Origin of the sequence: Marinobacter sediminicola (assembly GCF_031157525.1) — a bacterium.
In the GTDB taxonomy this organism is placed as follows: domain Bacteria; phylum Pseudomonadota; class Gammaproteobacteria; order Pseudomonadales; family Oleiphilaceae; genus Marinobacter; species Marinobacter sediminicola.
Genome location: NZ_JAVIXR010000005.1, coordinates 89,209 through 102,813, shown reverse-complemented (window position 1 = coordinate 102,813; position 13,605 = coordinate 89,209). Strand labels below are relative to the sequence as shown.

The window sequence follows — 13,605 nt, the reverse complement described above, 5'->3', positions numbered from 1 at the left end:
ACTATCGCTTACCTGCCCTGAAACGGGCGATGAACCGGGAAAGATCCTCCATTTTCTTTGGATCCTCGTCCACAAACCGAATGGACACACTCACAAAATCGGTATCCTGCCGCTTATCAACCGCTTGCAGCTGATGCACGTACCCATTCAGCCGCGCCATCTGCCCCTCTCCGGTTTCTATATCGACCACCGCCTGATCCAGAATGCCCGGAAACTCTTGATCCCGCCGGGCAATGACTCGTACTTCCGTCAGGTTAATGTCTTTAACGACCGATTTCAGAGTGCTCTCTGCAAAGCGGATTGACGCAAGGCTCATAGTGCTTCGGGTGGCCGCGGGCTTGGAAGACTGCTGAACCGGCGGCGCGAAGGCACCGGCTGCCGGGGTGGGCTGAGCTACTGGTGCGGGTACTGGCTCCCTCTTTTGTGTCAGCAGTGCCGCTGACTCCTTGAACGCATCTGCTGGCCCCTCCATGGATTTGCCCGTGCGGCCCATAGCCGTTGTCAGCGTGCTGCCCATTACCTTGATGATCTTCTTGCTCAGGCCCTCCGGGCTGAACGGCTTGCCAAGATATTCAGATACACCTTCCTTTACAGCCTCAATGACATGGTCTTTGTCGCCACGGCTGGTAATCATGATAAAAGGCACTTTTTCGTACTGAGGCTGTTGGCGCATCCACTGCAGCAGCTCAAGGCCAGACATCTCGGGCATTTCCCAGTCACAAAGAATCAGATCAAACATGCCGCGAGACATCAGGGACTGCGCCCTGCGACCATTCTGGGCGTCGGTGGTTTCTATAACGGGAAAACGCTGGCGTATTGTACGCTTGACCAGATCCCTTACAAAACTGGCGTCATCAACCACCAGCGCTTTCAGCATTGCCATGTTTTGAACTCTTATGAATGTATGCCTCCAACTATAGAACAAAGGCCCGCAGGGGAAACCCGCATGCTACAAAAAACCACAAACTTCCAACCTGAAAGCCACCAACTGCGGTATTTGCGCCCCCCTTGCAGCAGCATGTTAAAGAACTGTCACCCCCATGGGCCTTGTAAAGTGTTTCACCAACTGAAAAACACGCTACCATGACCTTTTACAGTCCACACCTTCTTCTATTACCGAGGTTTTCCGTGCTGACCAAGCTTGCAAGGATTCTGCCCAACCGGCGTATAGCATGCCATGTCTCTGTATCCGCGTTTCTGGCTATCTCCGCTCTGCCTGCAATGGCCAAAGTGGCAGACAACGAGGCCGTACTGGCGGCGCCGGTTGGCTTTGAGGAGTGCAAACTGCAACTTCAGGAAAAAGCCATTGCAGCCGGGGTGAGCGCAAAAACCGCTCAAGACGTTATGACCGGGGTCAAGCATATAGACCGGGTAATCGAGCTGGACCGCAGGCAGCCCGAGTTCACCACCACCTTTGCCGACTACCTGAACCGTCGGGTTAACGACGACAGGGTGAGCAAAGGCCGGGTGCTGATCAAAGAACACAGCGAACTTCTGGCTCGGGTAACTGAAGAGACCGGCGTGCCCGCGCCCTATCTCGTCGCCTTCTGGGGACTGGAAACCAACTTCGGCAGCTACTTTGGTAAAATGTCCGTGCCGGACTCGCTGACAACTCTGGCCTGTGATGCCCGACGCAGCAAATTCTTTACCGAACAGCTGATTGCCGCGTTGCGCATTATTGATGAAGGCGCAATCCCGGTGGAGCAAATGGAAGGTTCCTGGGCCGGTGCAATGGGGCACGTACAATTCATGCCCACCGTATTCCTGAAGCATGCGGTAGACGCCGATGGCGACGGCCGCCGCGACCTGTGGAACAGCCTGCCAGACGCCATGATGTCTGCAGGCAAGTTCCTTCAGTCCATGAACTGGGACGGCGACTACCGTTGGGGCCGTGAAGTGCTGCTGCCCAAGAACTTCGACTACTCATTGGCTGATGGGCGTCGCCTTGAGTTGAGCAAATGGGGCGAACTGGGTATTACCGATGCGTTCGGCAAACCTCTTGCCCGGGAAGAGATTACCGCCGCACTGATTGTTCCAGCCGGCCACAGCGGGCCGGCATTTCTTGCCTATCACAACTTCAAAGTGATCATGGGCTGGAACCGGTCGGAGTTCTACGCCATAGCCGTAGGCCACCTGGCTGACCGCATTGCGGGCGCGGGAATGTTGCAGAATCCGCCACCGGAGGATACGCCGGCCCTTTCTCGAGATACGGTTCTTGCACTTCAGGCAGCGCTCAACGAGCGTGGGTACGATGCGGGCAAGCCTGATGGTATTACCGGGCCAGCAACCCGCTCTGCGATTCGTAAATATCAACACGCTGAAGGGCTGATCGCCGACGGCTTCCCGGGGCAGGAATTGCTTGACCGGCTTGGGCTTAGCATTTAGCACAGGCTGTCAGCTTTTTTTACAACCAAAAAGAAATCGATGCATAACACACTGATATATATAGCTATACCTAGTTGGCACGGAATTAGCTTAATGGTAGCAACTGACGACATAAAACGAATTGTGTCATTTCACTGTTAAAGCTAGGAGTTATGCCATGAAGATGTTGGCGAAGGGATCCATTGGTGCGTTGTTTTTGACGGCGGCTATGAGTGTAGCTGCCTATCCAGTAAATCTTGACTCTGTGAATGGCGAATGGCAATCGCCTGTCGGCGGATCAAATATTCAAGGAGTTGGATCAGAGAGCATTCGCTGGGGTACCGGCGAGGAGTCGTGCTCAGGGATCCTATGGTGGAGAGAGTGCTCAAATGGGCCCCAAAGTGGTTTCAGCTTTGAAGGTCCTAACAATTTGCCGCAAACACTGACTTCGAACGACCCGTTCGTGTTGGGAACCTTCACCCATTTTAACAACCGCATCACTGGAGAAAGCATCTCCGGCGCCGCGCTTGACGTGTACGCTTCGTTCTCCACAAACCCAAGCAATGGCAACATCACCGGTCCGTACACGTTTGATTTCAGTCATACTGAAACGCCAAACGTTCACTGCGGCCCACTTGCGTTTATTTTTGGCTGCTCAAGTCGCGACGTGGATGACGTTGTTCGTTTGGACAACATGATCGAAAGTTCAGAGTTCCAGTTTGGCTCCAACATCTACTCGCTATCCCTCCTGGGATTCGACGGTGGAGCCACTGAGATATTCACCCCTGAAGGCGACGCAACCTCCGTCGACCTTCTAGCGAAGCTAAATGTACGCTCTGTAGCAGTCCCCGAGCCAGGCACTCTGGCACTGCTCGGCCTTGGCCTGGCCGGTCTAGGCATGGCACGTCGCCGCAAAGCCGCTTGATTGGTTAGTACACTAACAGGAACTCTATAGCCCTGTTGTGCACATAGTACAAAACCGACACCCCGCGCTTGCATCAAGTCCGGGGTGTCGGTTTTTTTAACACACGTTTTTTCAACACATCCTTCTTCCCGTGATCTGAACCCGCATTCCAAGCATAATACCCACCATCACCCTCTACTTTTGCGGAATTCATGGACTCAATCACTCAGGCGGCTCTTGGCGCCTCAATTGCTGGCCTTGTGGCAGGCAAAACCCTCGGGCGACCGGTTCTCCTCACCGGCGCGCTGCTGGCTACGCTTCCCGATCTTGATGTGCTGATTGATTACGGAACGGCGGTGGCTAACTTTACCCAGCACCGGGGTTTTAGCCACTCTCTGTTTGTGCTTGCGCCTTTATCACTGTTGCTTGCCGCTTTGCTCTGGCGCTGGAAACCTGAACCGGGGTTTCCCCGCTGGTTATTACTAACGGCTTTGGCGTTGATGACGCACCCGCTTCTGGACACCTTTACTACTTACGGCACACAACTTTTCTGGCCGATTGGCCGACCCCTTGCCATAAGCAGCATATTCATCATCGATCCTTTGTACACACTCCCGCTGTTGGCAGGCTGCATTGCTTTTTTAATACGCCCTCCAGCGGCGCGTGCCATAGCGGCGGGACTGGTTCTGTCCACTGCGTATCTCGGGTGGTCTTTCGCGGCCCAACAGATCATTACCGAACGAGTCCAACCGGCTCTCGCAGAGGCGGGCTTTGAGAAGGCCGAACTGCTGGTACAGCCCATGCCGTTCAATACGGTGTTATGGCGTGCCACGGCCATCAAGAATGATCAACGAGTCGAGATCGTAACCGGGTTTCTGGATGGCGGCGCTCCTTTAACCCTTGAGCATTTCCCCCGTGAGCCAGAATTGGCCAAATCTGTCGCGCAATTACCCGAAGCCCGTCGCCTGGAATGGTTTACGAATGGCTTTCTCGACTACCAGGCACGCAATGGCGAAATCACCGCAACCGATGTTCGCCTGGGCATCCCCGGGGCACACCCATTCACCTTCATTCTGGCGGATGATCAAGATGGCGCGCTCACGCCAGGCAATGGTGAACGTGCCCCGCGGCCTATCATGAATACCGGCGCACTGCCTCTGCTCTGGGCCCGCACCACCGGCGCTATTCCTGTGCTGTGTCTTGCCAATCTTGCAACGCCAGCCCCTGGCCAGGAGTGTTAACAACCATGCGTCTTGATCAGTTCATTTCGACAAGCTCACCGCTTTCACGCAAAGAGGCCAGGCGCGCCATACATGCCGGGAGAATTGAGGTTAACGGCAAGGTTTGGAAAGACACGGGAAAGCACGTCCCTGCGGATGCTGAGATATCTATGGATGGCGCGCATCTGACGATTCAGGGTGAACGCTATCTCATGCTGAATAAGCCTGCTGGCGTTGTTAGTGCTACTCGCGACAGTGATCATCCCACTGCTTTGGACCTTATCTCCGCGGAGCTGACCCAGGATCTGCACATTGCGGGACGACTGGACGCCGACACCACGGGCTTGCTGCTACTGACAACCGATGGAAAATGGTCTCACCGGGCCACCTCCCCAAAAGTAGACTGTCCGAAAACTTACCGGGTAAACCTGAACACACCTATAACAGATTCAGCCATCAAGGAACTGGAAACCGGCATCCTGCTTAAAAATGACACAAAGCCCACAAAGCCTGCCCAGGTGAAGGTTGTGGAGCCTCAGTTGATTGAACTGACTATTTCAGAAGGGCGCTATCACCAGGTCAAGCGCATGTTGGCGGCGGTAGGGAATCATGTGGAGGCCCTGCACAGGCAGCGCATTGGTGATATATCCCTCGACCCGGCATTGGAGCCGGGTGCGTATCGGGACCTGACGGAGCAGGAAATCGCTTCGATTGGCTGAGTTCAGGAACGCTCGAAGCGTTGGGCTTTCAGGTTTTTACGCACAGCGCCGGCCTCGAACACTTCTCCATTCATGGCAATATAGACGCCGGGGGGCAAAAGCTGCACCGCCGCCCAGGCAAAACCTATGTTGAACACCGCATCGCTACGACGCATCCGTGCGGGCTGCATGGCTCCCGTCAGCACAATGGTTTTGTCTTTCAGAGATGACAGCACCTGAGCGGTTTCCGCCATAGTATCAGTGCCGTGGGTAATCAGAATGCGGCTGTTATCGCAGGCATTAACTGCAGCAAACACCTTGTCACGATCTGCATCGGTCATTTCCAGGCTGTCTTTGCGCAATAACCCCTGCAGGCTGTAACCTTTGTGGATATTCGATTCCGCCAGCAGCTCCGGCACCAGAGACTCACCGATTTCAAACTCGCTGTTTGCGTCAAAGTACACCTTATCGATGGTGCCGCCAGTAGTGAAAATCCGGATCATGAGGTTCCTGCCTTATTCAGCGCATTGTGCAATGTCGCTCGGGTTCTATTTCAGAGCGGTTGCAGTGCTCTGTGCCAAAGCGTTGTAGGCCGCGTTCTTTTCCTGTGCGTATTGCCGCGCGGCTTTAGCTACCTGCCCACTGGCACCGGTATCCAGCCAGCGCTTTATGCGGCCGGCATCGCCCATGGGGGATCGAGTGCCCAGGGAGTCGAGCAGTACCGTGACCACCTGCTTACCGTTCATTTCAGAGATCATAACAAGACAGCGTCCTGCTTCCGAAAGATAGCCGGTTTTGCTCAACCCTACGCCCCAGCTTTCACGGTGCACCAGCGTATTGGTGTTGCCAAACGACAAGCTGTAACGGGGGTTACGGAAGTTGCCGCGAAAATAACCTGTTGTGGAATATTCTCGAATTTCCGGGTGCTTTGCAGCAGCATTGACCAGCTTCACCAGGTCCCCTGCGGTTGAAAGGTTTTCCGCCGAGAGGCCAGTTGGATCCACAAAGTGGGTGCCCATCATGCCAAGGGCTTTCGCTTTGGCGTTCATGGCAACAATAAATGCATCGAAGCCACCCGGGTGGCTTCTGGCCAAGGTGTAGGCCGCAAAGTTCTCAGACGACATAAGCGCAATGCGTAGCACATCGGCGCGACGCATCGTTGAGCCGATCCGGATGCGGGTGTAGGCATTGGCAGCAGCAGCTGTGTGGCGCTTCTCGAACACCAGCCACTCATTCAGCGGAGCGCCAGATTCAAGCACCACTAGAGCTGTCATCACCTTGGTTATGGAAGCGATGGGCACAGGCCTGTTTGCATTCCGGCCAAATACCAGCTTATTGCTACCAGCCATCGCCACGGCCGCATTGACCGATGCCAAATTCAGGTTCTGAGCACCAGCCAAGCTGGCGCTCTTCTGCTGTGCATTTACTGCAAGTGGCAGGCATAACACCAGCCACAGCAGCATCCGCACGATGTTCATTATATGCATGTTGCACTCTGTTTTTGCGTTATCGATGCATCATGGCAGGTCGGTAACCGCGCCGGTGGATGCAGAGCTTACTGTGCGAGCATATTTCGCAAGCACACCACGGGTAAATCGTGGTTCGGGAGCAACCCAGGCTTTGCGCCGGCGCTCAAGCTCTTCGTCAGGAACATCCAATACCATGGTGTTTGCGACGGCATCGATGATGATTGTATCGCCATCCTCAACCAACGCAATGGGGCCACCTTCTGCCGCTTCCGGGCTGATATGCCCCACCACAAAACCGTGACTGCCCCCGGAGAAACGTCCATCCGTAATCAAGGCCACGTCGTTACCAAGACCCTTGCCCATGATGGCCGACGTAGGTGTGAGCATTTCACGCATTCCTGGCCCACCCTTCGGACCCTCGTAACGGATCACCAGTACGTCGCCAGCAACCACGGTTCCATCGATAATCCGCTCTTGCGCTTCCTCTTCCGAATGAAACACCCGGGCTCGTCCGGAAAAATGAGTGCCCTCTTTACCGGTGATCTTGGCAACAGCGCCTTCCGGTGCCAGGTTACCGTGAAGAATGCGCAAGTGGCTATCTGCTTTCACCGGGTTGTCGAATGCCCGGATAATGTCCTGACCTTCCGGGTAAGGGTCTACTTCAGCCAGGTTTTGCGCCAGCGATTGTCCTGTAACCGTCAGGCAGTCACCATGCAAAAGCCCCCGCTCCAACAGCATCTTCATCAGCGGCTGTATACCACCAATCGCCACCAATTCCGACATCATGTAGTGGCCGCTGGGGCGCAGGTCTGCAAGAACAGGAACGCGCTTACCAATCTCTACGAAGTCTTCCAGGCTCAGCTCCACATCGACCGTGCTGGCCATAGCCAACAGGTGAAGAACCGCGTTGGTTGAGCCGCCCAAAGCGATCACGACGGTAATCGCGTTCTCAAATGCTTCGCGGGTCATGATGTCCGAAGGCTTGATGTCTTTATCCAGAAGATTCAAAACTGCCGCTCCAGCAGCGCGACAGTCATCCAGCTTGTTATTGGATACCGCATTCTGGGCAGAACTGCCCGGAAGGCTCATGCCCATCGCTTCAATCGCCGATGCCATGGTGTTGGCGGTGTACATGCCACCACAGGAACCCGGGCCGGGAATGGCCGTTTCTTCAATCTGTTTTACTTCGATTAAATCAAGATCGCCTCGGGCGTGGGCGCCTACTGCTTCGAACACCGACACAATATCGGTGTGATTTTCACCGGGTAGAATCGTACCGCCATACACAAACACCGATGGCCGGTTGAGCCGCGCCAGCCCCATAATGCAACCGGGCATATTTTTGTCGCAACCGCCGATTGCAACCAGTCCGTCGAATCCTTCACAGCCCGCGACGGTTTCAATGGAATCCGCAATGACTTCCCGGGACACCAGTGAATACTTCATTCCCAAGGTACCATTGGCGATACCGTCAGACACTGTAATGGTATTGAAGATCAATGACTTGCCGCCAGCTGCATCCGCACCCGTCGAAGAAGCTTCTGCCAATTCGTGAATGTGCATGTTGCACGGCGTCAGATTGCTCCAGGTGGAAGCGATACCAATCTGCGGCTTACGGAAATCCTCATCGGTAAAACCGACAGCTCGGAGCATTGCCCGGCTGGCAGACTTGCCCACTCCATCCACCACGGGGGCGGAATAACGGCGGCGTTTGTCATCAGTCATCGATCTCTCCCAAAAATATGGTTCTCAAACAAAATTAATGCCAGAAGCGAGCCCACCTGACCTGCATCAAACAGCAGATTGCAGGCGCCCTCTACAATAATTGCACAATTTTTGTGCATTGGAGGCACATTATGCCATCACACATCTCGCCATCCACGGCCTGTTCCGAGTATGAACTCTGGCGCAAGGGCTATGGCGTTATCCAACATACCGAGACCACTTGCGAGCGTGTTCAGCTTCTGGCGGCACACCTTGTTGCCAAAGGTCTTCAACCTGATTCAGCAACAGTCTACCGCAAGTTGGCGGATCTTGACCGGTTAACCAGCGCTGGCATGTGGCTGGTAGTACACATGACCTACGCAAATCGCGTAGACACCTCCGGTGCGCCACTGGCCCCAACGGACTTCAAAAGCACTCCGGAAGGTCACACCGGCGGAGCGTTGAATATGGTGCCGGCTTACGCAGCTTATATGGCACTCAACAACCTGACGGGCCAAACCCGCAGCTGGCTTATGGGCCAGGGCCATTGCGTAGCCGCCATTGATGCGTTGAATGTGCTAACGGGCAATCTCCTTCCGGAGCAGCATAAACGCTACACCGGAACAGAGGGGCTGTCACGGATGGTAGCGGATTTTTACAGTTACCAACAAAAACCGGACGGCAGCGTGGCAGCGCCGCTGGGTAGCCATGTTAATCCCTACACAGCGGGAGGCATTATTGAGGGTGGCTATCTGGGCTTTGCCGAGCTTCAGTACGCACACATGCCATTGCCCGGAGAGTCTCTGGTCGCCTTTCTATCCGATGGTGCCGCCGAAGAACAGCGCGGCAGTGACTGGATTCCCCGTTGGTGGCGGGCAGCCGATTGTGGTCTGGTAACCCCCGTTATGATTGCCAACGGTCGCCGCATTGAGCAACGTACTGAGTTGGGCACCCGCGAAGGGCTGGAGCGATTCGAGGCCAGACTGGAGGCCCTTGGCTTCGAGCCATTCAGGTTTGACGGCCGCGACCCGGCAGCCTTCGTGTGCGCCCTTGCAGAGATGGAAAATACACTGCAACAAAGAAGTGAGGAAGCACTGGCAGGCGCGCTGGGCTATCCGGTTCGAATGCCCTACGGTATTGCCGAAACCGTAAAAGGCTTTGGCTTTTATGGCGCCGGCCTGAACCCTGCCCACAACCTGCCGCTACCAGGCAATCCACGCATGGATATTCGCGCCCGGGAGCTGTTTCAGACGCACGCGCACCGCCTTTGGGTTGCGCCAGAAGAACTTGCGCAAAGCGTGCAGCGGCTAAAAGAACACACCGAGCAATCCCGCCCCTTGGAGCGCGATCACCCGCTGGCAAGGCGCGATCCGCCCGATCTTGTTATTCCTGCCATCCCTGACCGGGCTGACTCGGTTTCTCCCATGCAGGCCGTGGATGATTTTTTCTGCGCTCTGGTTGCGCAAAACCCGAATCTTCGAGCCCGTGTAGGCAACCCGGATGAACTTGCCAGTAACCGCCTGACCGGCGTTCTGGAAAACCTGAAACACCGGGTGAACGAGCCGGAGAACGATTCTGAGTCGGTTCATGGCAACATCATCACCGCGCTGAACGAGGAAGCGGTTGTATCTGCCTGTCTGGCGAATAAAGCCGGGATAAACCTGGTGGCCAGCTACGAAGCATTCTGTGTAAAAATGCTTGGCGCTATCCGCCAGGAACTTATCTTTACTCGCCACCAAAAGGCCCTGGGCCGCCCGGCCCGCTGGCTTGGCCTGCCGGTTATTGCCACATCCCACACCTGGGAAAATGGCAAAAATGAACAGTCCCACCAAGACACCACTTTTTGTGAGAGCCTGCTGGGTGAAATGAACGATGTATCCCGGGTGCTCTTTCCTGCCGATTACAACAGTGCGCTGGCGGTTCTTCCTTCAGTATTTGCCAAGCGAGGCAGTATCAGCTGCATGGTTATTCCTAAACGCAATCGGCCGTGCGTATTCGATGCGCAGGAAGCAGAAGCACTCGCAAGGAACGGGGCGCTGGTGGTAGACGAAGACACCTCCGGGGGAGAGCCGATATTGCTGATTGCGAACGGAGCCTACCAGCTTTCGGAAGCAATCCGCGCTTGCGAGCGGTTGCGCGATACCAGCACCTCGTTTCGTTTGGTCTATATTCAGGAGCCCGGGCGGTTCAGGGAGCCAAGAGACACCCTGGAGGCGGAGAACGGTGCTTCAGAGTTTGAACGGGAACGCCTGTTTCCGGGCCGGTTACATCGTAGAGTTGCCCTCACCCACATGCGCCCCGAAGTATTTCGCGGACACATGCACCCGCTGTTCCCCGATCCTGCCCACAGCAGAGTGCTGGGCTACATTAACCGGGGCGGTACACTGAATGAGGCTGGAATGTTGTTTGCCAACGGCTGCTCCTGGGGCCACGCTTTAGCAGCCTGCGCCAGTGTTCTGGACAAGCCACCCGGGGAGTGGCTATCCAGTGCTGAACTTGCGGCAGTGGAAGGCCGCGGTGACCCTGCATTGATCACCCGCGGCTTGTGCTGATGTTCAGGAGGGAACAGATTCCACGTAACGATTGCCCGCACCGGGCCGAACTTTCCGGCTTGTGCTGCGGGCGGTATCGATGGCGTAGTCACGGGATTTGATGGTATCGACAAAGTACCAATCAGACCGGGCTTCCTCGGCAGTGAAGGTCACGATCATAAATCCGCGCTGGTTGATGTTCAGGTAGTCCAGATCATCCGCCAGCAGGCTAATGCCTTGCTCCGCACCAATGATAGCCTCCGGACTATCTGGCAACTCAAGGTATTCCTCCAGCCCTGGTGAGGAAACCGACGGCGCGGCAAACTCCACACCAATCTGATCGCCATAGATATCTTTCAAATTATTAGCCCAGGCGTTGTGAGTATCACCGGCTAGAACCACAAGGTTTCTGTCAAGCTTCTTTGCGGTGCCCAGAACGACTTCACGTTCGTATTGGTAACCGTCCCACGCATCCAGATTATAAGGTGCTGCGGTCATGAGTCGCGCCAGCTCAGCGGCCGAAAGTGAATTCTCGTCAGCAAGGTAGCGACCCTTGAGTTCCGCCAGCTCTGCAAGTGCCTGCGGCAGGCCGCCAAAGTTCTCTGTTGCTATAGCCATCAACAGCTCTGCGGGCAGATTCATCCGCCCCATCAGTATCTGCTGTCCCAGAACCTGCCAGGTGGCTGTGGAGTAGCCCATGGAAGCTTGCAGCCAGAGCAGTTGTTCGGCGCCCAACAATGTGCGGTTGGTGCTTCCCACATCCGCTCTGAAGCGGGCCTCATCAAGCCCCGTCTGAGTGAAATAATCCTGGTAGTCCAACTGCTTATCCCGCCCCATGTGACGGGTATCCAGCATGTGCAGATCCACCAGGTTACCGAACCGGAAGGTGCGGAAAATTGCCTCATCATTACCTTCGATCACTGGGCGGATGGGCATCCACTCAAAGTACGCCTGCAAGGCTTCAAGCTTGCGGGTGCCATAGTCGCCTTCCCCGGCATTGTGGTTTGCGGCTCCGTTTTCCCAGGCATCGTTGGCGATTTCATGGTCATCCCAAACAACGATAAACGGCACTTTCTGGTGCAGTGCCTGCAGATCTGCGTCGCCACGGTAAATTCCATACCGGCGACGGTAATCCTTCAGCTTTATTAACTCCAGGTTGTTATCTGCCGGAAAGGTGCGACTCAGCGCAGCGGCATCAGACGCAGCGTAACTGCCAGACTCACTGCTGTACTCGTAGATATAGTCACCCAGGTGCAAAACTGCATCCAGATCATCACGCTTGCTGAGTTCGCGATAAACGTTGAAGTAGCCTGCAGGGTAGTTTGCACAAGACACCACAGCCAGCCGAACGGAGTCCACAGCGCCTTCGGGCAAAGTCAGTGTTGTGCCCGTAGTGGACTGCCTATCAGCCGTACGGAACCGGTAGTAGTATTTTTGAGCCGGAGCAAGACCACGAACATCAACTTTCACTGTAAAGTCGTGGGCATTTTTAGCCGCCGCCGTGCCAGAGTGCACCAGGTTTTCAAAATCGGTGTCCGTAGCTACTTCCCAAGCCACGTTCACCGCTTTCTCAAAATCTTTGTTCGGAACAACACGGGTCCATAGAACCACACCGTTTGCCAGCGGGTCACCACTTGCCACACCGTGAGTGAAATCCGTGGTGCGTTTATCGTCGCTATCAAATACGCACCCGGCCAAGCCAGTTGACACTACTACAGCGCCCATACCCATAGCAGAGGCTTTCAGGAAATCCCGTCTCGTCAGTTTTGTCATTGTTATATTTCCTTTGAATTCTTGGAGGCTGGGCGCCCGACGCCCAATACACAACAGCTTATGCCGCTGAAGGAGTCACAATGAAATCTAGTCTGCTTGCATGCAAAACGCACTGCTAAATTGCGACAACGCGATGCCAAATTGCGACACGCAATCAGCCATCCAAAATGCATTCGCAATGAAAAAGGTTAACAGGCAGGAATAATGGGAATATGCGAGGTAACAGGTGCCCGGCTGGGCGAGCACCTATGGTGCGGTGCCTAAGACTGCCGTGGATCGGTCTCGGCTACCCATGGGAGGGTGTTATGGCTATCCCGGAAGGCAATCAAGCTTTCGATACCGGTGAAGTCCACAAGATCACGAAAATCAAGCCAGTCTACCAGGCAATAGAGGCAGATGGCCGGGTAGTTCCATTCTTCAAACTGGCCATCTTCCACTTGCGCTGCAAGCGTGCGCAGAGTTGTCATAATACGCTCACGCTGCAAATCAAAAAACAGCACGCCGGGTGCATCTACATCCACGCCGGAACGTCTTGCTAACAACAGGGTAACTGCTGAGTCATTAGCGCCATCAATCAGGGTTAGCTGGTTTTGCTGATCCCATGTGAGTGGGTCTCTTCCCTGTTTGGAGCTGAGATAGCGGGCAATAATCCGCGAGTCATAAATTTCCTGACCATCGCTTTCCAGCACAGGTATTTTCAGTGCGGGATTGGCTCTTCTGATTTCGTCACGGTCTGCGCCGTAAATATCGAGATTTACAAAGTCGTAGCGCTCCTCGTCCAGCAGAATGCGGATGCGCCGAACATAGGGCGAGGTAGTTGATCCAATCAGCTTCATAAGCTCTCCGGTTGTGTAACCCAGTGATACTCTTTGTTGACACTCATGGGTAACGATCGCCAGTAATTCTCTTTAAACAACTTACTGTGCTTGGCTGAAAATGTAC

Annotated in this window: 11 protein-coding genes; 5 read left to right on the top strand and 6 right to left on the bottom strand. The window is 54.9% G+C overall.

Annotated elements, in window-relative coordinates; translation table 11 throughout:
- Position 1: 1 nt before the first annotated feature.
- Positions 2–883: a response regulator gene (locus RG807_RS09245; RefSeq protein WP_309044657.1), complete on the bottom strand. Its 882-nt coding sequence runs from the start codon at positions 881–883 to the stop codon at positions 2–4.
- A 245-nt stretch (positions 884–1,128) separates the two neighbouring features.
- On the opposite strand from RG807_RS09245, the gene RG807_RS09240 reads away from it, so the two are divergent.
- From RG807_RS09240 to rsuA, 4 genes are all read left to right on the top strand, one after another.
- Entirely contained in the window at positions 1,129–2,385 is a 1,257-nt protein-coding gene (locus tag RG807_RS09240; RefSeq protein ID WP_309044656.1) for a lytic murein transglycosylase, read from the top strand.
- A 157-nt stretch (positions 2,386–2,542) separates the two neighbouring features.
- On the top strand, positions 2,543–3,289 hold the full coding sequence (locus RG807_RS09235) for a THxN family PEP-CTERM protein (RefSeq protein ID WP_309044655.1): 747 nt from the start codon (positions 2,543–2,545) through the stop codon (positions 3,287–3,289).
- Positions 3,290–3,480: 191 nt separating this feature from the next.
- Positions 3,481–4,509, top strand: coding sequence for a metal-dependent hydrolase (locus RG807_RS09230; protein WP_309044654.1), 1,029 nt, complete (start codon positions 3,481–3,483; stop codon positions 4,507–4,509).
- 5 nt (positions 4,510–4,514) lie between these two features.
- Positions 4,515–5,207, top strand: a complete 693-nt coding sequence (rsuA, locus tag RG807_RS09225; RefSeq protein WP_309044653.1) for a 16S rRNA pseudouridine(516) synthase RsuA — start codon at positions 4,515–4,517, stop codon at positions 5,205–5,207.
- Between the two features lie 2 nt (positions 5,208–5,209).
- On the opposite strand, the gene RG807_RS09220 is transcribed toward rsuA, so the two are convergent.
- From RG807_RS09220 to ilvD, 3 genes are read right to left on the bottom strand one after another with little or no spacing between them, the layout of a single operon-like run.
- Positions 5,210–5,689, bottom strand: a complete 480-nt coding sequence (locus RG807_RS09220) for an asparaginase domain-containing protein (protein ID WP_309044652.1) — start codon at positions 5,687–5,689, stop codon at positions 5,210–5,212.
- A 45-nt stretch (positions 5,690–5,734) separates the two neighbouring features.
- Complete coding sequence (gene pbpG, locus RG807_RS09215; protein WP_309044651.1) at positions 5,735–6,673, bottom strand: D-alanyl-D-alanine endopeptidase; 939 nt, start codon at positions 6,671–6,673, stop codon at positions 5,735–5,737.
- 30 nt (positions 6,674–6,703) lie between these two features.
- The gene (gene ilvD / locus RG807_RS09210) at positions 6,704–8,380 is read right to left on the bottom strand and encodes a dihydroxy-acid dehydratase (RefSeq protein WP_309044650.1); all 1,677 of its coding nucleotides are present in this window, start codon (positions 8,378–8,380) and stop codon (positions 6,704–6,706) included.
- A gap of 131 nt (positions 8,381–8,511) precedes the next feature.
- Between ilvD and RG807_RS09205 the strand changes: the two genes are divergently transcribed.
- Positions 8,512–10,911, top strand: coding sequence for a phosphoketolase family protein (locus RG807_RS09205; protein WP_309044649.1), 2,400 nt, complete (start codon positions 8,512–8,514; stop codon positions 10,909–10,911).
- A gap of 3 nt (positions 10,912–10,914) precedes the next feature.
- On the opposite strand, the gene RG807_RS09200 is transcribed toward RG807_RS09205, so the two are convergent.
- Positions 10,915–12,663: an alkaline phosphatase D family protein gene (locus RG807_RS09200; RefSeq protein ID WP_309044648.1), complete on the bottom strand. Its 1,749-nt coding sequence runs from the start codon at positions 12,661–12,663 to the stop codon at positions 10,915–10,917.
- A 260-nt stretch (positions 12,664–12,923) separates the two neighbouring features.
- Positions 12,924–13,499 (bottom strand): glutathione S-transferase family protein, encoded by a 576-nt coding sequence (locus tag RG807_RS09195; RefSeq protein ID WP_309044647.1) that lies wholly within the window; start codon positions 13,497–13,499, stop codon positions 12,924–12,926.
- Positions 13,500–13,605: the final 106 nt, after the last annotated feature.

Bases quoted from the DNA above. Each gene is read 5' to 3' on its own strand.
- ilvD (WP_309044650.1), bottom strand. From the start codon at position 8,380: ATGACTGATGACAAACGCCGCCGTTATTCCGCCCCCGTGGTGGATGGA.
- pbpG (WP_309044651.1), bottom strand. From the start codon at position 6,673: ATGCATATAATGAACATCGTGCGGATGCTGCTGTGGCTGGTGTTATGC.
- RG807_RS09195 (WP_309044647.1), bottom strand. From the start codon at position 13,499: ATGAAGCTGATTGGATCAACTACCTCGCCCTATGTTCGGCGCATCCGC.
- rsuA (WP_309044653.1), top strand. From the start codon at position 4,515: ATGCGTCTTGATCAGTTCATTTCGACAAGCTCACCGCTTTCACGCAAA.
- RG807_RS09245 (WP_309044657.1), bottom strand. From the start codon at position 883: ATGGCAATGCTGAAAGCGCTGGTGGTTGATGACGCCAGTTTTGTAAGG.
- RG807_RS09200 (WP_309044648.1), bottom strand. From the start codon at position 12,663: ATGACAAAACTGACGAGACGGGATTTCCTGAAAGCCTCTGCTATGGGT.
- RG807_RS09205 (WP_309044649.1), top strand. From the start codon at position 8,512: ATGCCATCACACATCTCGCCATCCACGGCCTGTTCCGAGTATGAACTC.
- RG807_RS09220 (WP_309044652.1), bottom strand. From the start codon at position 5,689: ATGATCCGGATTTTCACTACTGGCGGCACCATCGATAAGGTGTACTTT.
- RG807_RS09230 (WP_309044654.1), top strand. From the start codon at position 3,481: ATGGACTCAATCACTCAGGCGGCTCTTGGCGCCTCAATTGCTGGCCTT.
- RG807_RS09235 (WP_309044655.1), top strand. From the start codon at position 2,543: ATGAAGATGTTGGCGAAGGGATCCATTGGTGCGTTGTTTTTGACGGCG.